The organism is Burkholderia sp. NRF60-BP8 (genome assembly GCF_001522585.2).
In the GTDB taxonomy this organism is placed as follows: domain Bacteria; phylum Pseudomonadota; class Gammaproteobacteria; order Burkholderiales; family Burkholderiaceae; genus Burkholderia.
The window spans coordinates 2,840,875-2,860,410 of record NZ_CP013373.1 but is presented as its reverse complement, the minus strand read 5'-3'; the positions used below and the strand labels follow the sequence as shown (position 1 = coordinate 2,860,410).

Here is a 19,536-nt window from a genome sequence, read left to right as displayed (position 1 = left end):
CGGGCGCGCCTCTGACAGACGCTGCTCATCATAGCAAAGGACGATTCATGGAAGATAGCAAGAAGGGCTCCGGGATGACCGCCGAGAAGAGCAAGGCGCTGGCGGCCGCACTCGCACAGATCGAGAAGCAGTTCGGCAAAGGGTCGATCATGCGGATGGGCGACGGCGAAGCGAAGGAAGACATCCAGGTCGTCTCCACGGGCTCGCTGGGTCTCGATATCGCGCTCGGCGTCGGCGGCCTGCCGCGCGGCCGGGTGGTCGAGATTTACGGTCCGGAATCGTCCGGTAAAACCACGCTCACGCTGCAGGTCATCGCCGAACTGCAGAAGCTGGGCGGCACGGCTGCCTTCATCGACGCCGAGCACGCGCTCGACGTCCAGTACGCGTCCAAGCTCGGCGTCAATGTGCCGGAACTGCTGATCTCGCAGCCGGATACCGGCGAGCAGGCGCTGGAAATTACCGACGCGCTGGTGCGCTCGGGTTCGATCGACATGATCGTCATCGACTCGGTCGCGGCGCTCGTGCCGAAGGCCGAAATCGAAGGCGAAATGGGCGATTCGCTGCCGGGTCTGCAGGCGCGCCTGATGTCGCAGGCGCTGCGCAAGCTCACCGGCACGATCAAGCGCACGAACTGCCTCGTGATCTTCATCAACCAGATCCGGATGAAGATCGGCGTGATGTTCGGCAACCCCGAAACCACGACGGGCGGCAACGCGCTCAAGTTTTATGCGTCGGTGCGCCTCGACATCCGCCGGATCGGCTCGATCAAGAAGAACGACGAGGTGATCGGCAACGAAACCCGCGTGAAGGTCGTCAAGAACAAGGTGTCGCCGCCGTTCCGCGAGGCGATCTTCGACATCCTGTATGGCGAGGGCATTTCGCGTCAGGGCGAGATCATCGATCTCGGCGTGCAGGCGAAGATCGTCGACAAGGCCGGCGCCTGGTACAGCTACAACGGCGAGAAGATCGGCCAGGGCAAGGACAACGCGCGTGAATTCCTGCGCGAAAATCCGGAAATCGCGCGCGAGATCGAGAACCGCATCCGCGAATCGCTCGGTGTCGTCAGCATGCCCGATGGCGTAGGCAACGAAGCCGAGGCGTTGGACGAAGAAGAGTAATGGTTGTGCGCCGAGGTCAGACTGGCGAGCCGGCGGAGCGCGACATGCCCGAAAGGGCGGGGCGCTCCGGCCGGCGAGCCGGATCCTCGGGCGCCGATCGGCGTGACGCAGGCGGCAACGCCGCGAACCGCACCGCGACGAGGGCATCCGACGATGCCCTCGTTTCGTTTGAGATTGCCGCACCGGACGATCCGTTCGACGACGACGAGTCGTTCGACGCACACGATCGCTCGCGCCGTCGCGTGTCCGGTGTCCGCTTTCCGGGCGATCGCCCAGCCGATTCGCCCGCGGCAGAAGATGTCTATACGCGCAGCAGCCAGCATCCGCGCCGTACACGCCGTGCAGCCGGTGTGCCGTCGGGCGCTGCTTCGAGCGACGCGCCGGGCGCAGGCGAGCGCAAGTCGTCGAAGCCGCCGCGCTCATTGAAGGGGCGCGCGCTCGGCTATCTGTCGAGGCGCGAATACAGCCGTGCGGAGCTGGCGCGCAAGCTCGCCCCCTACGTCGGCGAGGACGAAGCCGTCGAGCCGGTGCTCGATGCGCTGGAAAAGGAAGGCTGGCTGTCCGACGCGCGCTTCGCCGAGAGCCTCGTGCATCGTCGCGCGTCGCGCGTCGGCGTCGCGCGCATCGTCAGCGAGCTGAAGCGCCATGCGGTCGGCGACGGTCTCGTCGAAGAGGTGCATGCCCAATTGCGCGAGACCGAATTGACGCGCGCGCAGGCCGTCTGGCGCAAGAAATTCGGTGCACTGCCGCAAACGCCCGCGGAGCGCGCGAAGCAGACGCGTTTCCTTGCCGCGCGCGGCTTCTCGAGTGCGACCATCGTGAAGTTGCTGAAAATCGGCGACGATTTCCCGATCGACGACTGACGCGCCCGGTCGCGCGCGTGACGCGCGATTTTGCTGCATTGCAACCGCTTCCGGCAGGCGGGAATACCCGCCGTCGCGGCAAACTGTCTCAAATACCCAATATGCTAAAATCCACGGGTTTTCCTCTTCGGCCTCAACCTCCAGCATGCCGCTATCCGAGCCCGTGCCCCGTCAGTTGCGACATCGACGCGCAATCCGAGCGGAAGCCTACGAGCGCGGCGACGGCTTGTGGGACATCGAAGCCTGCCTGACCGACCACAAGCCGCGCGATGTCGCGCTTGCGTCGGGCATCCGGCCCCAGGGCCTGCCGATCCACGAACTCTGGCTGCGCGTGACCATCGATCGTGACCTCAATGTCGTCGACGCCGAAGCGTCTTCGGAATGGGTGCCCTATCCCGGTCACTGTCAATCCGCCACTCCCGCCTATCGGGCCCTCGTCGGGCTCAATCTCTTCCGCAATTTCCGCCGCAACGCGAACCGGCTGCTCGCCGGCGTCGCAGGCTGTTCCCATCTCACCGAACTGTGCGCCGTGCTGCCGACGGCCGCGATCCAGGCGTTCGCCGGTGACGTGTGGAACGTGCGCGAGGAGGGCGGCGAAGGGCCGGCCCATGACGGCGTGCACGCCGAACCGCCGTTCCAGCTCGGCCGCTGCCGCGCGCTGCGATTCGACGGCGAGGTCGTGCGGCAGTACTACCCGCGCTGGTATGGCCCGATTCGGCCGGATCTGCCCGGTGAAGGCAGCACGAAGGAATGAACGGAAATCATTCGAAGAAGCGTCTCAAGCGACATTTCATCCAACTCTCAGACTGAAGGGAATCACGCATGAAGATTCACGAGTACCAGGGTAAGGAAATCCTGCGGAAATTCGGCGTCGCGGTACCGCGCGGCAAGCCGGCGTTCTCGGTGGACGAGGCCGTCAAGGTGGCGGAAGAGCTCGGCGGCCCGGTTTGGGTCGTGAAGGCTCAGATTCACGCGGGTGGCCGTGGCAAGGGCGGCGGCGTGAAGGTGGCGAAGTCGATCGAACAGGTGCGCGAATACGCGAACCAGATCCTCGGCATGCAGCTCGTCACGCACCAGACGGGCCCGGAAGGCCAGAAGGTCAACCGCCTGATGATCGAGGAAGGCGCCGACATCAAGCAGGAACTGTATGTCAGCCTCGTCGTCGACCGCATCTCGCAGAAGATCGTGCTGATGGGTTCGAGCGAAGGCGGCATGGACATCGAAGAAGTCGCCGAAAAGCACCCGGAACTGATCCACAAGGTCATCGTCGAGCCGTCGACGGGCCTGCTGGACGCCCAGGCCGACGACCTCGCCGCGAAGATCGGCGTGCCGGCCGCTTCGATTCCGCAAGCACGCGCGATCCTGCAAGGCCTGTACAAGGCATTCTGGGAAACCGACGCATCGCTGGCTGAAATCAACCCGCTGAACGTCTCCGGCGACGGCAAGGTCACCGCACTCGACGCGAAGTTCAACTTCGACTCGAACGCGCTGTTCCGCCACCCGGAAATCGTCGCGTACCGCGATCTGGACGAAGAAGATCCGGCTGAAATCGAGGCGTCGAAGTTCGACCTCGCGTACATCTCGCTCGACGGCAACATCGGCTGCCTCGTGAACGGCGCAGGCCTCGCGATGGCGACGATGGACACCATCAAGCTGTTCGGCGGCGAGCCGGCGAACTTCCTGGACGTCGGCGGTGGCGCGACGACCGAGAAGGTCACCGAAGCGTTCAAGCTGATGCTGAAGAACCCGGACCTGAAGGCGATCCTCGTGAACATCTTCGGCGGCATCATGCGCTGCGACGTGATCGCGGAAGGCGTGATCGCCGGTTCGAAGGCCGTGAACCTGAACGTGCCGCTCGTCGTGCGCATGAAGGGCACGAACGAAGACCTCGGCAAGAAGATGCTGGCCGATTCGGGCCTGCCGATCATCTCGGCCGACAGCATGGAAGAGGCTGCGCAGAAGGTCGTCGCGGCTGCCGCAGGCAAGTAAGCGCGCTCAATGAACACGCATGGCGGCGCGGTTAGCTCGCGACGCCAATCGAACAGAGGTCAAAATACATGTCGATTCTGATCAACAAGGACACGAAGGTCATCACGCAGGGCATTACCGGCAAAACCGGTCAGTTCCATACGCGCGCCTGCCGTGAATACGCAAACGGCCGCGAAGCATTCGTCGCGGGCGTGAACCCGAAGAAGGCCGGCGAAGATTTCGAAGGCATTCCGATCTACGCGAGCGTCAAGGAAGCGAAGGCGGAAACCGGCGCGACCGTGTCGGTCATCTACGTTCCGCCGGCAGGCGCAGCGGCTGCGATCTGGGAAGCGGTCGAAGCCGACCTCGATCTCGCGATCTGCATCACGGAAGGCATCCCCGTCCGTGACATGATCGAAGTGAAGGACCGCATGCGTCGCGAAGGCCGCAAGACGCTGCTGCTCGGGCCGAACTGCCCGGGCACGATCACGCCGGACGAACTGAAGATCGGCATCATGCCGGGCCACATCCACCGCAAGGGCCGCATCGGCGTCGTGTCGCGTTCGGGCACGCTGACGTATGAAGCCGTTGCGCAACTGACGGCACTGGGCCTCGGCCAATCGTCGGCAGTCGGTATCGGCGGCGACCCGATCAACGGTCTGAAGCACATCGACGTGATGAAGATGTTCAACGACGATCCGGATACGGATGCGGTCGTGATGATCGGCGAAATCGGCGGTCCGGACGAAGCCAATGCCGCCGAGTGGATCAAGGACAACATGAAGAAGCCGGTCGTCGGCTTCATCGCCGGCGTCACGGCGCCTCCGGGCAAGCGCATGGGCCACGCCGGCGCGCTGATCTCGGGCGGTGCGGATACGGCCGAAGCGAAGCTGGAAATCATGGAAGCGTGCGGCATCACCGTCACGCGCAACCCGTCGGAAATGGGCCGTCTGCTGAAGAAGGCGCTGTAATAATTTCCGTCGGGCTCGTCCTGCAGAAAACGCCGGCTTTGCCGGCGTTTTTTGTTATGCTCGCGCAATGAATTCGTAAGCACCGGGCATGCGTCGTGCATGTGCCGGCGATGAACCGGGTCGCCCGCGAGGCGGCCGCCGTCCTGTCCTCACCGCCATGCTCGAATTCCTGACCTCGCTGCACTGGGGCGCCATTCTCCAGATCGTCATCATCGATATCCTGCTCGGCGGCGACAACGCGGTCGTGATTGCGCTTGCATGCCGCAACCTGCCGGCGAACCAGCGGCTGCGCGGGGTCGTCTGGGGCACCGCGGGGGCGATCCTGCTGCGTGTCGCGCTGATCACGTTCGCGGTCGCGCTGCTCGACGTGCCGTTCCTGAAGCTCGGCGGCGGGTTGCTGCTGCTGTGGATCGGCATCAAGCTGATGGCGCCGGCCGCCGACGCGCACGACGACATCAAGCCGGCCGACCGGCTGTGGGACGCCGTCAAGACGATCGTGATCGCCGATGCGGTCATGAGCCTCGACAACGTGATCGCGATCGCCGGCGCCGCCGAGCAGGCCGATCCGTCGCACCGGATCGCGCTCGTGATCTTCGGGCTCGTCGTCAGCGTGCCGATCATCGTATGGGGCAGCACGCTGGTGATGAAGCTGCTCGATCGTTTCCCGGTCGTCGTGGCGTTCGGCGCCGGGCTGCTCGGTTGGATCGCGGGCGGGCTGATCGTGAACGACCCGGTCGGCGATCGCTGGCCGGTGCTCGATACGCCGTCGGTGGTATACGGCGCGAGCATCGCCGGCGCGCTATTCGTCGTCGCGATCGGTTACGCGCTCAGGAAACGCCGCAGCGTGCCCCACGCGCACTGACGGCTGACCGGCCATCCGGCCGACTGTCGGCCTCGCGGCCCGCTGGCTACGATCGAGACGCCTGCCTGTATCGGCAGGCGTTTTTCGTTTCCGGAGCCTGTCATGTTCGAAGCCTTTTCCGTTTCCCTGTTCCGTCGCGTTGCCGCCGATCTCCGGCGCGCGAGTCGGCCGTCGCCGCGCTGGCGGCCGGCCGGCTTCACGCTGATCGAACTGATGATCGTGCTCGCGATCGTCGGCGTCGTCGCAGCCTATGCGATTCCCGCGTACCAGGATTACCTCGCGCGGTCGCGCGTCGGCGAGGGGCTTGCGCTCGCGTCGTCCGCGCGGCTCGCGGTCGCCGACAATGCCGCGAGCGGTGCGAGCCTCGACGGCGGCTATAGCCCGCCTGCCGCGACCCGCAACGTCGAATCCGTCGCGATCGACGGCGCGACCGGCCAGATCACGGTCGCGTTCACCACCCGCGTCGCCGCGGCCGGCGCAAATACGCTGGTGCTCGTGCCGTCTGCGCCGGACAAGGCCGATGCGCCCACCGCGCGCGTGCCGCTCAAAAAGGGGGCGATACAGGCGGGCGCGATTGCATGGGAGTGCTTCGCCGCCGGCAAGGACGCGTCGTCGCTGCCGGCGCCGGGCGCGGGGCCGTTGCCGGCCGCCGCCGCGACGCTGCCCGCGAAATATGCACCGGCGGAGTGCCGCGCATAAGGCTGGGCAGAGGGAGGGCGGCCGCGCATGCGGCCTGCCGCCCGCCGATTCGGCCGGCGGGGGCTGCGGCCCCGCGTCGGCTCGCGGAGCGACAGCCCCGCACAGAGCAGGGAAAGTTTTGTATAGTGCGCCGGTTGCTGACATCCGGTTCGCTCATGCCTTCTACTTTTTCCCGTTCGTTGTCGCTCGTTGCGCTGGCTGTCGCCCTGATCGTGCCGTACGCGATCACGAATCACACGTATCCGATCCCGACCTTCTATTCCGAGTTTTCCGCACTGGTGCTGTATCTGCTGGTGGGCGTATCCGTCGTGCTGCTTGCGCGCACCGGCCGCCCGCCCCAGCCGTTTGCCGCGCCGGCTGCGTTCGTCGCGCCGCTCGGCTTCGCGGCGGTGTTGATCGCGCAGGTCGCGCTGATCCCGCTCAAGGTGCCGTCGATGAACTGGCTGGCGGTCGGTTATCTCGCGGCCGCGCTGGTTGCCATGCAGGCCGGCTACGCGCTGGCGCGCGACGGCATGGCGGAAACCGTGTCGCGGATGATGGCCGGTGCGCTGCTCGTCGGCGGCGTGTTCGCCGTCGGTACCCAGATCGTGCAGTTGTTCCACCTCGAGTCGGCCGTGTCGCCGTTCGTCGTGGTGTACAACATCGCGGTCGACCGCCGTCCATACGGCAACATGGCGCAGGCGAATCACCTGGCCAGCTACATCGCCTTTGCGCTCGCGGGCGCGCTGTATCTGGTGCAGACTCGCCGGCTCGCGGTGTGGGCGTGGCTCGCGCTGTCGCTCGTGCTGTCGGTCGGTCTCGCGCTGACGGTGTCGCGCGGGCCGTGGCTGCAGGTCGCGGTGATGGTCGTCGCGGGCTTCTGGATGGCGTGGGTCGAATCGCGCCGCACGCCGGGCAATGCGCGTGCGTGGCTGATACCTGTCGTGCTCGCCGTCGCGTTCGTCGCGGTGAACGTCGCGGTGCGCTGGGCCAACGTGCACTACCACCTGAATCTCGCGGAGTCGGCCGCCGACCGGATGCGCGATGCCGGGCAGATCGCGCCGCGCCTCGCGTTGTGGAAGTACGGGCTCGCGATGTTCCGCGAGCATCCGCTGCTCGGCGTCGGTTGGGGCGAATTCCCGTCGCACCAGTTTGCGCTCGTGCGCACGCTCGGCGGCGTCGAGATCGCGAACAATTCGCACGACATCTTCATCGACCTGCTCGCGAAGTCCGGTCTCGTCGGGCTCGGCGTGCTCGCCGTCGCGCTCGTCACGTGGTTCGTGCGCGCGGTGCGGGGGCCGCAGTCGAGCATGCGCGTGTTCGGCTTCGCGCTGATCGGCATCCTGCTGATGCATGCGCTCGTCGAATATCCGCAGCAATACATGTTCTTCCTGCTGCCGGCGATGTTCGTGATCGGGCTGCTCGAGGTGAAGCCGCTGCGCATCCTGCCGGGGCGTGCGGCATTCGGGCTGTTCGCGGTGCTGTCGTTCGGCGGCGTGCTGGCGGCGGTGCCGGTGCTGCGCGACTACCAGCGCGCGGAAGTGCTCTATTACGGCAGCAGCCCGGCCGCGCAGTACCGCGATGCGCCGTCGCTGCTGTTCGGCGCGTGGGGCGATTACGGTGCGGCGACGCTGCTCCCGATTTCGCCGGACGATTTGCCGGCCAAGCTCGCCGCGCACGAGCGCGCGATCGCGCTGCTGCCGGGCGAGACGGTGCTGCGCCGCTACGCGGTACTGCAGGCGCTGGCCGGCCGCGAAGCCGACGCCCTCGATACCGTCGCGCGCCTGCATGTGTTTGCGAAGGAATTGAAGGACTGGCCGCAGCAACTGGCCTCGTTGTACAAGCTGTGCGACCAGGAGCCGGCGCTGAAGGCGTTCAGGGCGGCCGTCGTCGCGAAGTACGGGGAAGCGCCGGCCGACGAGGGCGACGATTCGGACGACGACGATTCGGATTGACGCACGTCGTGCACGTCGCACACGCCGGAACGGGGAATGCCGGCGTCTGTTGCGTCGCGCCGAAGGCGGCTGACGTCGGCGCAACACGACGCGGCGCGTAGCGTGTCGCTCCGGTCGGCCATCGATTACGTCGCGGATCGCGCGGATTCCGGTCGAATGGGCGGCGATTCGCGTCAACCATTGTCAAATCGCCGCCGCTGGCCGGGCGGCGCGTGCACAATGCGCGAAAGCGCTGGCGTGCGCGCCGGCGCGGGGCGTAGCCGGTGCGAACACGGAAAACTTCCCGGCTATCCGGGCATTTCGCCGGGCAGGATCGCGGTCGAGCGTCGCTCGGCCGTGCGGCCGTAACGGGGCGCCGGTCCGATGGCCGCGGCGCAGCGAGACATACGCGATGCGGGCGGGGAAGGCTTCCGTCGCGCGGCGCGTGTGCCCAGACAGTGCTGAAGAACGATATTCGACCATGGCCATTCGCTCGACCTACCTGATCCTGCCCGCCGTCGCGATGCTGTTTTCCGGCTGCGCGATGCTGTCGTCGTCGCAGGAAAGCAAGCTGACCTGCCACATTCCGCGTGCCGTCTATCCGGATACCGCGAAGCCGCTCACGCGTCCGGCGACCGTGCTGGTGCGTGCGTTGATGACGACGACCGGCGAAGCGCAGAACGTCACCGTGACGACGAGCAGCCGCAATGCGGCGGCCGATCGCGCGGCCGTCGAAGCGATGACGCACGCCACGTGCGTGCAGACTGGCGCGACCGCGAACCCTTTCTTGCTGACCCAGCCGTTCGTGTTCGAACCGCAGCGCGGGCAGTGACGCCGGGAGCGGGCGCCGCGCCGTGGCGCGCGGTCCAGATTCAGTTCCGGGGTATCGGGTTCGTGCCGCGACAGTCCGGCGTGGCGCCGAATGACGCGAAGCCGTCGCGCGTCCGTCGATCAACGCATCGTGACGGTGTTTTCCCGCGCTTGCCCGTCAGGGCCGGTTCACATGGGAACGGATAGCTGCCGGCACGGTGGCGCACCGGGGCACGCATACGGCAGCGGCGCAACGCATTTCACCGAATCGCTCCCCATCGGCGACGTGGTTTCCTGATGGTCTGTCGTTCGACCGGGAAATCACGACAACCATCGATTCCCCACGAGCTGCGCGCGAGTGCGTCGCGGCGTGCGCTCAGCCGGCGACGTCTTCCGCCTTCCAGTCCCCCGACTTCCCGCCGCGCTTTTCCCGCACGCTCACGTCCGTGATCACCATCCCGCGATCGACCGCCTTGCACATGTCGTAGACGGTCAGCAGTCCGACCTGGACGGCCGTCAGCGCTTCCATCTCGACGCCGGTCCGGCCGAACGTCTCCACCTGCGCGACGCAATGCACGCCCGGCAGCGCGTCGTCGAGTTCGAAGTCGACGGCCACGCGCGTCAGCGCGAGCGGGTGGCACAGCGGAATGAGATCGGCCGTGCGCTTCGCGCCCTGGATCGCCGCGATGCGCGCGACGCCGAGCACGTCGCCTTTCTTGGCCTTGCCGTCGCGAATCAGCGCGAACGTGGCCGGCAGCATCCGGATCGTGCCGCGCGCGATCGCGATGCGTTGCGTTTCCTGCTTGCCGCCGACGTCGACCATGTGGGCGTGGCCGGCGGCATCGAAATGGGTGAGTCCTGACATGGCTTCCTCTAGTGGAACGGCGTGCGCGCGCACGTGCCTCGATCCTGCTTCGCGATCGGCTGGCCACCGGGTTCCACACCGGCGCGACGAACCGATCCAATCTCTCAACGGGCGCCTATCATAGCAGCGGCGTTCGCGTTGCCGCAGGCGCAGATGCCGCACGCGCGGCACGGGACAGTCGTCGCGGCGCCGGTACAATGACCCGAATATTCAGACCAAACGCCGCGCTGCGCGCCGGGTGCGCGGGACGGCGTCGTTTTCATCCTGCCATGCGTGTCAAACAGTTGCTTGCCGTGTCGCTGTCGGCGGCGCTCGCGCTGCCGCCGGGCGGCCATGCACAGAGCGCATCCGCGCCGCCGCTCGAGCCGGCGGGCGGCGGCGCGGCGTCGATTTCCACCGTGCCGTCCGGCATCGCGACCGGCGTGTTCGGCACGTACGGCGGCGCGGAGAGCCGGTTTGCGGACGCGGGCGGTGCGTCGGCGCCGGTCGCGAGCCTGCGCGCGCCGCTGCGTGCGCTCGAGCTGCCCGATCTCGGCGACGGCTCCGGCGGTTCGCTGACGCCGCGAGCCGAGCGCCGGCTCGGCGAGCGCGTGATGCGCGAAGTGCGGCGCGATCCAGACTATCTCGACGACTGGCTCGTGCGCGACTACCTGAATGCGATGGCGGCGCGGCTCGCGGCCGCGGCGACGGCGCGCTACATCGGCGGCTACACGCCGGACTTCGACCTGTTCCCGGTGCGCGATCCGCAGATCAATGCGTTCTCGATGCCGGGCGGCTTCATCGGGATCAACAGCGGGCTGGTGGTGACGACGCAGACGGAGTCGGAGCTCGCATCGGTGGTCGGCCACGAGATGGGCCACGTGCTGCAGCGGCACATCGCACGGATGATCGGCGCGAGCGAGAAGACCGGCTATACGGCGCTCGCGACGATGCTGCTCGGCGTGCTGGCCGGCGTACTCGCGCGCAGCGGCGATCTCGGCAGCGCGATCGCGATGGGCGGGCAGGCGTATGCGGTCGACAACCAGTTGCGCTTCTCGCGGTCGGCCGAGCGCGAGGCCGACCGCGTCGGCTTCCAGTTGCTCGCGGGGGCCGGCTACGACCCGTACGGGATGCCGGGCTTCTTCGAGCGGCTCGATCGTGCGTCGATGGGCGATGCGGGCGTGCCGGCCTATGCGCGCACGCACCCGCTGACCGGCGAGCGGATTGCCGACATGGAGGACCGTGCGCGGCGCGCGCCGTACCGGCAGCCGCGCCAGTCGGCCGAATACGGGTTCGTGCGCGCGCGGCTGCGCGTCCTGCAGAACCGGGCGCCGACCGACATCTCGGCCGAGGCGCGCCGGATGCAGCTCGAGATCGACGATCGCACGGCGCCGAACGTCGCGGCGAACTGGTACGGCATCGCGCTCGCGAACACGCTGCTCGGCCAGTACGACGCGGCGGACAAGGCGCTCGCGTCGGCGCGCAGCGCGTTCGATGCGCGCGAGCGGCGCGACGACGATCCGGCGAGCAGTTCGCCGAGCCTCGACGTGCTGGCCGCCGACATCGCCCGCCGCGCGGGCCGAACCGACGACGCGGTACGGCTCTCGGCGCTCGCGCAGCGGCGCTGGCCGGCGTCGCACGCGGCGATCGTCGCGCACCTGCAGGCGCTGATCGCCGCCCGCCGCTTCGCCGAAGCGCAGACGCTCGCACGGGCGCAGGCCAAGGCCGACCCCGAACAGCCGGACTGGTGGGATTACCTCGCGAAGGCGAGCGACGGCAAGGGCGACGTGCTCGCGCGGCGCCGGGCGCTGGCGGAGAAACTGGCGCTCGACGGCGCGTGGCCGTCGGCGATCCGGCAACTGAAGGAAGCGCGCGACGCGAAGGACGTATCGTTCTACGAGCAGTCGATCATCGGCGCGCGGCTGCTGGAATTCGAGGCGCGCTACAAGGAAGAGCGCGACGACGAGAAGAACGGGCGCGGATAGCGGCCCGTCGGGCGGGCAGGCGTGACACGAGTGACACGCGGGCTACGGCGATCGCACGTCAGCGGCCGTCGTTCGACGCATCGCGCGCCCGCTGCGCAGGACTCGCGACGAATCCGAACGTCGCCGGCACGTCGGCGCGAGCGAGCTGGCCGAGCGTCAGCGTGCGCCCGTCGCGCCAGCGCAGCACGGGCGGTGTCGCGTCGAAGTCCGCATGATCGGCAAACAAGCCGAGGTCGTGATCGTGCAGCGCCGCGATGCGTGCGGGAGGGCCGGCATCGCGAAACAGCACGCCGCCGCCGTCGTCGAGCCAGACCGCGTCCGGTTCGAACGGGGCGCCCGTCTGGTCGGTGAGCGCAAGCTGCCCGTCGCGTTCGGCGAGCCGCACGACCCACGGCGTATACGCGAGCTCGACGTACACGCGCTGCGGCCCGTTCTGGAAGAACCACTGGCCGTGCTCGTCGCACGCGTAGTTGCGGCCGATGAACGCGTTCAGTGCCGCATGCCGGATCGGCGAGCCGAGCTCGCCGGCCGCCTGCGCCGCGTCGTCGCGCAGCCGCCAGGCGCCGCGCCGGTCGAGCAGCAGCCAGCCGGTGCAATCCGGCACGTTCGGCCATTTGGCGAGCGCCTGCCTGACGATGTCATCCATGGTCGACGAATTTCGAGCAATAGCCGAACACCCGCGCCGACAGCCAGTCGAGGCGGCCGGGGAACGGCCCGGTCATGAAGCCCGCGTGACCGCCGTGCGCGGGCTGGTCGAGCTCGACGGCCGGCGACACGTCGGCGGGGCCCGGCAGCGCCGATTCGGGCAGGAACGGATCGTTGCGGGCGTTGAGGATCAGCGTCGGCACGTCGATCGCGGGCAGCAGCGGCCGGGTGGTCGCCTTCGTCCAGTAGTCGTCCGCGTTCGCGAAACCGTGCAGCGGCGCGGTCACGACCTCGTCGAAGTCGCGCATCGTCACGGCCTGCAGCATCGCTTCGCGGTCGAACAGCCCCGGATACTGGTCGAGCTTGGCGAGCGCCTTGCGCTTGAGCGTCTTCAGGAAGCTGCGCGTATAGACCATCGCGAACCCCTGCGACAGCGCGCGACCACCGGCGTGCACGTCGATCGGCGTGGAGATCGCGGCGGCGGCATGCACGATCGACGTGTCGCTGCGGTGCTCGCCGAGCCAGCGCAGCAGCACGTTGCCGCCGAGCGACACGCCGGCCGCGACCAGCGGCCCGCGATGCTGCGCGGCGAGCCGGCGCAGGATCCAGTCGACCTCGGCGCTGTCGGCGAGATGGTAGAAGCGCGGCTGGCGGTTGATCTCGCCGCTGCAACTGCGGAAGTGCGGGACGACCGCGTGCCACCCCTTCGCGCGCGCGGCCGCCATCATCGCGAGCGCGTAGTGCGAGCCGGAGCTGCCTTCGAGGCCGTGGAACAGCACGAACAGCGGCGCGTCGGGCGCCGGCGCCGCGCTGTCGAGATGCGCGACCCAGTCGAGATCGATGAAGTCGTGGTCGGGGGTTTCCCATCGCTCTCGCCGGTAAGCGACAACCGGACGCCGCGCGAACAGCGCGGGCACGATGGTTTGCACATGGCTGTTGGGCAGCCAGCGCGGCGCGCGATAGCGCAATGAATCGTCGTCGGGGGCCGGGGCCCCGGTCAGCGGCGAGGTGGGCGGAGAAGCCGTACTCATGATCGCCCCGCTAATGCGTTGCTTCGTTCTTCGTCAGTGCAGCGGACCCTGCCCGTGACGGATCTTCGCGGCGAATTGTCCGGCCGCTTGTTCAGGAATCGGGCTCGCGTGGATGTGCGCGATACGCCACTCGCCGCGTTCGTGAATCATCACGTACGTCGCGAAAACCATGTCGGGTTCGGCCGTCAGGTCGGCCTGCTGATGCGCTTCGGCGATCGTGTAGACGACCGTGCCGAGGCTGTCGTACACGCGGATGTCGAGCGGCTCGATCGTGACCGGGCGCGTCGCGAGCCGGTTGGCGAGCCCGCCGCGGATCTGGTCGAGGCCGTGCAGATGCTCGCCGTCCGCCCATACGCAGCTGGCGAAATCCTCGTCGATCCACAACGCCAGCAGCGCGTCGAGATTGGCATCCGCGACGGCCTGGTAGTAGGCGTTCAGCGTATCGGCAGCGGCTTCGAAAAGGCGGGCAAAACGTGGCATCGGGGTTGTCTCTCGCGCGCATCGCGCGCCGTATTCAGCATGGCGGCCCGGATCGAGCCGCCGCGCACCGGTGAATCGGATTGCCCGGCGCGCCGTGCGACGCCGCCGGTCAGGGTCAGCGCTGCCCGACGAGCATGCCGCGCAAATCGCCGAATACCTGCTCGGGACCGAGTTCGCGCAGGCACTGGAGGTGGCCGAGCGGGCACTCGCGTTCGAAGCAGGGACTGCATTCGAGATGCAGCCATTGTACCTTCGCCAGGTCCGACAGCGGAGGGGTGTGGCGCGGATCGGTCGATCCGTACAACGCGACGAGCGGCCGGCGCAGCGCGGCGGCGACGTGCATCAGCCCCGAATCGTTGGTGACGACGGCGTTCGCGCGCGCGATCAGCGCGCACGCCTCGGACAGCGACGTCTGCCCGCACAGGTTGCGCACGTTCGGCGCGTGGTCGGCGATCGCCTGCGCGGCCGCGGCATCCTTCTGCGAGCCGAGCGCGACGATCTGCGTATACGGGAACGACTGGTGGACGATGGTCGCGAGCGACGCGAAATGCTCGGGCGGCCAGCGCTTGGCCGGACCGTACTCGGCGCCGGGGCAGAACACGACGAGCGGCTTGCGCGTATCGAGATTGAAGCGTGCGGACACGCGCGCCGTCTCGTTCAGGTCGGCGTCCAGGCGCGGCGCGGGCAGCGTCTTCATCGACTCGGGCAGCTTCGCCCCCGGTGCGTAGGCGAGCGCCGCGTAGTGGGTCGTCATCGGCGGCCGCTCGCCCGACTTGGCTGGATTCGCGTGCCGCACGTTCAGCAGCCCGTAGCGATGCTCGCCCGTATAGCCGATCCGCAGCGGGATGTTCGCGAGCCACGGGATCACCGCGGACTTCAGCGAATTCGGCAGCACGTACGCCGCGTCGTAGCCGACGTCGCGCAGGTCGCTCGCGAGCTGCCAGCGGCGCAGCAGCTGCAGCTTGCCGTGCGCGAGATCGGTCGCGTAGACATCGTGGATCTCGGGCATCCGCTCGAGCACGGGCGCGACCCACGAGGGTGCGACGGCATCGATCGCGATGCGGGGATGGAGCTTTCTCAGCAGCGCAAAAAGCGGCTGCGCCATCAATGCGTCACCGATCCAGTTCGGTGCGATAACCAGCGCTCGACGCATCAGGTCGACTTCCGATGTCGTAATGAAGCACGGCGCACGGGCGCCGCGTTCGGGTTGCCAGAATGGGGAAGGGCGGCGCGCCGGACCTCCGGCTGCGCCGCCTTGCGGATCGAAGGCCCTCGGGCCCGGCCGGCGGGGCTCAGTGGCCCTTGACGACCTCGCCGTCGCGCAGCTTGTAGCGCGTGCCGCAGTACGGGCAGCGCGCCTCGCCGTGCGACACGTCGATGAACACGCGCGGGTGCGCATTCCAGCGCGTCATGGCCGGGTTCGGGCAGTAGGCGGGAAGATCCTTGGCCGTCAGCTCGACCAGCGGCATTTCCTTGATTTCACTCATGAGACTTTCTCTTATCACTCTTGTGTGGGGCGGTCGGTCGCGCAGCGCGCTCAGACCTTCGTCAGCCAGTGCGCGTACTTCGCGTTCTTGCCCGACACGATATCGAAAAACGCCGACTGGAGCTTTTCCGTGACGGGGCCGCGCGCGCCGCTGCCGATCGTGCGGTTGTCGAGCTCGCGGATCGGCGTGACTTCGGCGGCCGTGCCGGTGAAGAACGCTTCGTCGGCCGTGTAGACCTCGTCGCGCGTGATGCGCTTCTCGATCACGTCGATGCCGGCGTCCTTCGCGAGCGTGATGACCGTGTCGCGCGTGATGCCGTCGAGGCACGACGACAGGTCGGGCGTGTACAGCTTGCCGTTGTTCACGAGGAAGAAGTTCTCGCCCGAGCCTTCGGACACGTAGCCGTCGACGTCGAGCAGCAGCGCTTCGTCGTAGCCGTCGGCCGTCGCTTCCTGGTTCGCGAGAATCGAGTTCACGTACCAGCCCGACGCCTTCGCGCGCACCATCGACACGTTCACGTGGTGGCGCGTGAACGACGACGTCTTCACGCGGATGCCCTTCGCGAGGCCTTCTTCGCCGAGGTACGCGCCCCACGGCCACGCGGCGATCGCGACGTGGATCGTGTTGCCCTTCGCGGCCACGCCGAGCTTTTCCGAGCCGACCCAGATGATCGGGCGCAGGTAGCACGACTCGAGCTTGTTCTCGCGCACGACCGCGAGTTGCGCGGCTTCGAGCGTTTCGCGGTCGAACGGCACGTCCATCTGGAAGATCTTCGCCGAATTCAGCAGACGCTTGGTGTGCTCGCGCAGGCGGAAGATCGCGGTGCTGCCGTCGGCCGCCTTGTACGCGCGTACGCCCTCGAAGACGCCCATGCCGTAGTGCAGCGTGTGGGTCAGGACGTGGATCTTGGCGTCGCGCCAGTCGATCAGCTTGCCGTCCATCCAGATCTTGCCGTCGCGGTCGGCCATTGACATAGGATTCTCCTGGAAGCGGTGGGGTGCTGCGGGTTGTATGCAGCGTTGAGCCGGAAAGACGCTTATTTTAGCGTCATTTGGCGGCGATCCGGTCGGTCGGCACAGGGTCGGGGCTATAATCGGCCGGTACCGATTCCAATAACGACGGGCCTTGCCGGCGGGAGACGCCGGCGCCCGGACGAACCGCCCGCTGCGGCCCGCCTTTCCCATGCTCGCTCGATTGTCCGCCACCGACCGCTTCGCGCTGATCCAGGGCGCGCGCGACTATTCCCCGACACTGATGGCGATCCTGTCCTGGGGGCTCGTCACCGGCATCGCGATGAGCAAGTCCGTGATGACGCTCGGGCAGGCGAGCGCGATGTCGCTGTTCGTCTACGCGGGCTCGTCGCAGCTCGCAGTGCTGCCGCTCCTCGCGGCGAAGCTGCCGATCTGGACCGTGCTGCTTACGGCCGCGATGGTCAACCTGCGCTTCGTGATCTTCAGCGCCGGGCTGGCGCCCCATTTTTCCTACCTGCCGCTGTGGCGGCGCGTCGCGATCGGCTATTTCAACGGCGACGTGATCTACCTGCTGTTCCAGAAACAGGGCTTCGCGTACGGCCGCGTGCCGGGCAAGGAGGCGTATTTCTGGGGGATGGCGCTCGCGAGCTGGGCGTCGTGGCAGGTGTCGTCGCTCGCCGGCATCCTGCTCGCGAGCATCTTTCCCGCGAGCTGGGGGCTGGAGCTGGCCGGCACGCTCGCGCTGATCCCGATCATGGTGTCGGCGGTCGCGAACCGTTCGACGCTCGCGGCCGTCGCGGTCGCCGGGATCGTGTCGCTGATCGCGTTCGACCTGCCGTACCGGCTCGCGCTGCCGCTGGCGGTGTTCGCCGCGCTCGCGGCCGGCTGCGCGGCCGATTTCTTCGTCGAGCGCGCCGACTGGCGGCGCATCCGTACCGAAACCGTGCACGAAAAGGACATTGAATGAGCGCGACCGAGATCTGGATCGTCATCGTCGGAATGACGATCGTCACGGCCGTCACGCGCGCGCTGTTCCTGATCGGCGGCGAGCGCACCGTGCTGCCCGAACGCGCGCAGCGCGCGCTGCGCTACGCGCCGGCCGCCGCGCTGGTCGCCGTCGTGCTGCCCGACGTGCTCGAAACGCCGGCGGGGCTGTCGTTCGGGCTGTCCAATCATCCGCTCTACGCGGCGCTCGCCGGCCTCGGCTGGTTTTTGTGGCGGCGCAGCATGCTCGGCACGATCGTCGTCGGCATGCTCGTGTTCACCGCGCTGCGCCTGATCTTCTGACGATGCGCCGCGCGGGCCGGCCGCGTGCCGGCTGGGCGGGGTCGTGCGTTGCTGCGATGCAGCATCGTGTCGACGGCCGCACGCGATCCCAAATAGGCGGAATTCGCCGCCGCACGGGTCAGTCTGCCGGATGGATCGGCTAGAATGCCCGTTCGAGATTTTTTACCCGTGCGCGTCATGCGAACCGCCAGCCACGGCCGCATCCGGCGCCCTTTCGCGGCAGCCCGCGCACGTCCAGCGTGAACCCCCTTTCCCCATCCACTACTTCAATCTGTTCAACATGAGCCAAGTCAAGCGTCTCACCGACCTGATCGCCGCCGGCCAGCTCGCCGGCAAGCGGGTGTTCATCCGTGCCGACCTGAACGTCCCGCAGGACGATCACGGCAACATCACCGAGGACACGCGCGTGCGCGCGTCCGTGCCGGCCATCCGGGCCGCGCTCGACGCCGGCGCGGCCGTGATGGTCACGTCGCACCTCGGCCGTCCGACCGAAGGCGAATTCAAGCCGGAAGACTCGCTCGCGCCGGTCGCGAAGCGTCTGGGCGAACTGCTCGGCCGCGACGTGCCGCTCGTGTCGAACTGGGTCGAGAACGGCGTGAACGTCGCGCCGGGCCAGGTCGTGCTGCTCGAGAACTGCCGCGTGAACAAGGGCGAGAAGAAGAATTCGGACGAGCTCGCGCAGAAGATGGCGAAGCTCTGCGACGTGTACGTGAACGACGCGTTCGGCACCGCGCACCGCGCGGAAGCGACCACGCACGGGATCGCGAAGTACGCGCCCGTCGCGTGCGCGGGCCCGCTGCTGGCGGCCGAACTCGACGCGCTCGGCAAGGCGCTCGGCAACCCGGCGCGCCCGCTGGTCGCGATCGTCGCCGGTTCCAAGGTGTCGACCAAGCTGACCATCCTGAAGTCGCTGGCCGGCAAGGTCGACCAGTTGATCGTCGGCGGCGGCATCGCGAACACGTTCATGCTCGCGGCCGGCCTGTCGATCGGCAAGTCGCTCGCGGAAGCCGATCTCGTCGCCGAGGCGAAGGCGATCATCGACGAAGCGCGCGAGCGCGGCGCGTCGGTGCCGATCCCCACCGACGTCGTCACCGCGAAGGAATTCTCGCCGACGGCCGCGGCCACGGTGAAGCAGGTCGCCGACATCGAAGCGGACGACATGATCCTCGACATCGGCCCCGATACGGCCAAGGCGCTCGCCAGCCAGCTCGAGAAGGCCGGCACGATCGTCTGGAACGGCCCGGTCGGCGTGTTCGAGTTCGATCAGTTCGGCAACGGCACGAAGACGCTCGCCGAAGCGATCGCCAAATCGTCCGCGTTCTCGATCGCGGGCGGCGGCGACACGCTCGCGGCCATCGCGAAGTACGGCATCCACGACCAGGTCAGCTACATCTCGACGGGCGGCGGCGCCTTCCTCGAGTTCCTCGAGGGGAAGAAGCTGCCGGCAGTGGAAGTGCTCGAAACGCGGGCGGCCTGAGCGTGGCGACGCGCGCAGGGGCGACGAAGGCCGCGCGCTCCGCGAAAGCGGAGCAGCCGGCCGGCGCGGGCAAGCGCAAACGCGCGCCCGCGCGGGCGAACACCGCCCCGCGCGCACCGGCGGCC

Annotated in this window: 20 protein-coding genes; 13 read left to right on the top strand and 7 right to left on the bottom strand. The window is 67.9% G+C overall.

Features of this window, described 5'->3' with window-relative positions:
• Positions 1 to 47: 47 nt before the first annotated feature.
• The 9 genes from recA to WS54_RS26795 all read left to right on the top strand — a co-directional run bounded on the left by recA (position 48) and on the right by WS54_RS26795 (position 9,226).
• Complete coding sequence (recA, locus tag WS54_RS26840) at positions 48 to 1,118, top strand: recombinase RecA (protein WP_034208299.1); 1,071 nt, start codon at positions 48 to 50, stop codon at positions 1,116 to 1,118.
• Entirely contained in the window at positions 1,118 to 1,981 is an 864-nt protein-coding gene (gene recX / locus WS54_RS26835; RefSeq protein WP_059780548.1) for a recombination regulator RecX, read from the top strand. Before recA ends, recX begins: the two co-directional genes overlap by 1 nt.
• Positions 1,982 to 2,126: 145 nt before the next feature.
• On the top strand, positions 2,127 to 2,735 hold the full coding sequence (locus tag WS54_RS26830; RefSeq protein WP_034208297.1) for a DUF2889 domain-containing protein: 609 nt from the start codon (positions 2,127 to 2,129) through the stop codon (positions 2,733 to 2,735).
• 68 nt (positions 2,736 to 2,803) lie between these two features.
• Positions 2,804 to 3,970 (top strand): ADP-forming succinate--CoA ligase subunit beta, encoded by a 1,167-nt coding sequence (gene sucC, locus WS54_RS26825; protein WP_006477915.1) that lies wholly within the window; start codon positions 2,804 to 2,806, stop codon positions 3,968 to 3,970.
• 68 nt (positions 3,971 to 4,038) lie between these two features.
• Positions 4,039 to 4,920, top strand: a complete 882-nt coding sequence (sucD, locus tag WS54_RS26820; RefSeq protein ID WP_006477916.1) for a succinate--CoA ligase subunit alpha — start codon at positions 4,039 to 4,041, stop codon at positions 4,918 to 4,920.
• 157 nt (positions 4,921 to 5,077) lie between these two features.
• Positions 5,078 to 5,782, top strand: a complete 705-nt coding sequence (locus WS54_RS26815; protein ID WP_059780549.1) for a TerC family protein — start codon at positions 5,078 to 5,080, stop codon at positions 5,780 to 5,782.
• 102 nt (positions 5,783 to 5,884) lie between these two features.
• On the top strand, positions 5,885 to 6,481 hold the full coding sequence (locus WS54_RS26810) for a pilin (RefSeq protein WP_059780550.1): 597 nt from the start codon (positions 5,885 to 5,887) through the stop codon (positions 6,479 to 6,481).
• Positions 6,482 to 6,636: 155 nt separating this feature from the next.
• Positions 6,637 to 8,415, top strand: a complete 1,779-nt coding sequence (locus tag WS54_RS26805) for a PglL family O-oligosaccharyltransferase (RefSeq protein WP_059780551.1) — start codon at positions 6,637 to 6,639, stop codon at positions 8,413 to 8,415.
• Positions 8,416 to 8,875: 460 nt separating this feature from the next.
• Positions 8,876 to 9,226 carry a TonB family protein gene (locus WS54_RS26795; RefSeq protein WP_059780552.1) on the top strand — a complete coding sequence of 117 codons (351 nt, stop codon included), beginning with the start codon at positions 8,876 to 8,878 and terminating at the stop codon, positions 9,224 to 9,226.
• A gap of 354 nt (positions 9,227 to 9,580) precedes the next feature.
• Here WS54_RS26795 and moaC read toward each other — a convergent pair whose 3' ends face one another.
• Positions 9,581 to 10,069: a cyclic pyranopterin monophosphate synthase MoaC gene (gene moaC, locus WS54_RS26790; RefSeq protein ID WP_027789220.1), complete on the bottom strand. Its 489-nt coding sequence runs from the start codon at positions 10,067 to 10,069 to the stop codon at positions 9,581 to 9,583.
• Between the two features lie 269 nt (positions 10,070 to 10,338).
• On the opposite strand from moaC, the gene WS54_RS26785 reads away from it, so the two are divergent.
• Positions 10,339 to 12,033: a M48 family metalloprotease gene (locus WS54_RS26785; protein WP_059780553.1), complete on the top strand. Its 1,695-nt coding sequence runs from the start codon at positions 10,339 to 10,341 to the stop codon at positions 12,031 to 12,033.
• A gap of 58 nt (positions 12,034 to 12,091) precedes the next feature.
• Here WS54_RS26785 and WS54_RS26780 read toward each other — a convergent pair whose 3' ends face one another.
• The 6 genes from WS54_RS26780 to WS54_RS26755 form a co-directional block, all read right to left on the bottom strand.
• Positions 12,092 to 12,679 (bottom strand): DUF2946 family protein, encoded by a 588-nt coding sequence (locus WS54_RS26780; protein WP_059780554.1) that lies wholly within the window; start codon positions 12,677 to 12,679, stop codon positions 12,092 to 12,094.
• Entirely contained in the window at positions 12,672 to 13,709 is a 1,038-nt protein-coding gene (locus WS54_RS26775) for a hydrolase (RefSeq protein ID WP_059780555.1), read from the bottom strand. The genes WS54_RS26780 and WS54_RS26775 overlap by 8 nt, the downstream gene beginning before the upstream one ends.
• Before the next feature lie 33 nt (positions 13,710 to 13,742).
• The gene (locus WS54_RS26770) at positions 13,743 to 14,189 is read right to left on the bottom strand and encodes a nuclear transport factor 2 family protein (protein WP_006477934.1); all 447 of its coding nucleotides are present in this window, start codon (positions 14,187 to 14,189) and stop codon (positions 13,743 to 13,745) included.
• 115 nt (positions 14,190 to 14,304) lie between these two features.
• Entirely contained in the window at positions 14,305 to 15,342 is a 1,038-nt protein-coding gene (gene waaF, locus WS54_RS26765; protein WP_059780556.1) for a lipopolysaccharide heptosyltransferase II, read from the bottom strand.
• 139 nt (positions 15,343 to 15,481) lie between these two features.
• A complete protein-coding gene (locus tag WS54_RS26760) occupies positions 15,482 to 15,676 on the bottom strand; it encodes a zinc-finger domain-containing protein (RefSeq protein WP_006482499.1) in 195 nt (64 codons plus the stop codon).
• Between the two features lie 50 nt (positions 15,677 to 15,726).
• Positions 15,727 to 16,650: a branched-chain amino acid transaminase gene (locus WS54_RS26755; RefSeq protein ID WP_059780557.1), complete on the bottom strand. Its 924-nt coding sequence runs from the start codon at positions 16,648 to 16,650 to the stop codon at positions 15,727 to 15,729.
• 208 nt (positions 16,651 to 16,858) lie between these two features.
• Here WS54_RS26755 and WS54_RS26750 point away from each other — a divergent pair, with 208 nt between their 5' ends.
• From WS54_RS26750 to WS54_RS26735, 3 genes are all read left to right on the top strand, one after another.
• On the top strand, positions 16,859 to 17,614 hold the full coding sequence (locus WS54_RS26750; protein WP_059780558.1) for an AzlC family ABC transporter permease: 756 nt from the start codon (positions 16,859 to 16,861) through the stop codon (positions 17,612 to 17,614).
• Complete coding sequence (locus WS54_RS26745) at positions 17,611 to 17,934, top strand: AzlD domain-containing protein (protein WP_034208285.1); 324 nt, start codon at positions 17,611 to 17,613, stop codon at positions 17,932 to 17,934. The genes WS54_RS26750 and WS54_RS26745 overlap by 4 nt, the downstream gene beginning before the upstream one ends.
• Before the next feature lie 280 nt (positions 17,935 to 18,214).
• Positions 18,215 to 19,411, top strand: a complete 1,197-nt coding sequence (locus WS54_RS26735; protein WP_034208284.1) for a phosphoglycerate kinase — start codon at positions 18,215 to 18,217, stop codon at positions 19,409 to 19,411.
• Positions 19,412 to 19,536: the final 125 nt, after the last annotated feature.

Coding starts and splice junctions, on each gene's coding strand:
- recA (WP_034208299.1), top strand. CDS start 48: ATGGAAGATAGCAAGAAGGGCTCCGGGATGACCGCCGAGAAGAGCAAG.
- recX (WP_059780548.1), top strand. CDS start 1,118: ATGGTTGTGCGCCGAGGTCAGACTGGCGAGCCGGCGGAGCGCGACATG.
- WS54_RS26830 (WP_034208297.1), top strand. CDS start 2,127: ATGCCGCTATCCGAGCCCGTGCCCCGTCAGTTGCGACATCGACGCGCA.
- sucC (WP_006477915.1), top strand. CDS start 2,804: ATGAAGATTCACGAGTACCAGGGTAAGGAAATCCTGCGGAAATTCGGC.
- sucD (WP_006477916.1), top strand. CDS start 4,039: ATGTCGATTCTGATCAACAAGGACACGAAGGTCATCACGCAGGGCATT.
- WS54_RS26815 (WP_059780549.1), top strand. CDS start 5,078: ATGCTCGAATTCCTGACCTCGCTGCACTGGGGCGCCATTCTCCAGATC.
- WS54_RS26810 (WP_059780550.1), top strand. CDS start 5,885: ATGTTCGAAGCCTTTTCCGTTTCCCTGTTCCGTCGCGTTGCCGCCGAT.
- WS54_RS26805 (WP_059780551.1), top strand. CDS start 6,637: ATGCCTTCTACTTTTTCCCGTTCGTTGTCGCTCGTTGCGCTGGCTGTC.
- WS54_RS26795 (WP_059780552.1), top strand. CDS start 8,876: ATGGCCATTCGCTCGACCTACCTGATCCTGCCCGCCGTCGCGATGCTG.
- moaC (WP_027789220.1), bottom strand. CDS start 10,069: ATGTCAGGACTCACCCATTTCGATGCCGCCGGCCACGCCCACATGGTC.
- WS54_RS26785 (WP_059780553.1), top strand. CDS start 10,339: ATGCGTGTCAAACAGTTGCTTGCCGTGTCGCTGTCGGCGGCGCTCGCG.
- WS54_RS26780 (WP_059780554.1), bottom strand. CDS start 12,679: ATGGATGACATCGTCAGGCAGGCGCTCGCCAAATGGCCGAACGTGCCG.
- WS54_RS26775 (WP_059780555.1), bottom strand. CDS start 13,709: ATGAGTACGGCTTCTCCGCCCACCTCGCCGCTGACCGGGGCCCCGGCC.
- WS54_RS26770 (WP_006477934.1), bottom strand. CDS start 14,189: ATGCCACGTTTTGCCCGCCTTTTCGAAGCCGCTGCCGATACGCTGAAC.
- waaF (WP_059780556.1), bottom strand. CDS start 15,342: ATGCGTCGAGCGCTGGTTATCGCACCGAACTGGATCGGTGACGCATTG.
- WS54_RS26760 (WP_006482499.1), bottom strand. CDS start 15,676: ATGAGTGAAATCAAGGAAATGCCGCTGGTCGAGCTGACGGCCAAGGAT.
- WS54_RS26755 (WP_059780557.1), bottom strand. CDS start 16,650: ATGTCAATGGCCGACCGCGACGGCAAGATCTGGATGGACGGCAAGCTG.
- WS54_RS26750 (WP_059780558.1), top strand. CDS start 16,859: ATGCTCGCTCGATTGTCCGCCACCGACCGCTTCGCGCTGATCCAGGGC.
- WS54_RS26745 (WP_034208285.1), top strand. CDS start 17,611: ATGAGCGCGACCGAGATCTGGATCGTCATCGTCGGAATGACGATCGTC.
- WS54_RS26735 (WP_034208284.1), top strand. CDS start 18,215: ATGAGCCAAGTCAAGCGTCTCACCGACCTGATCGCCGCCGGCCAGCTC.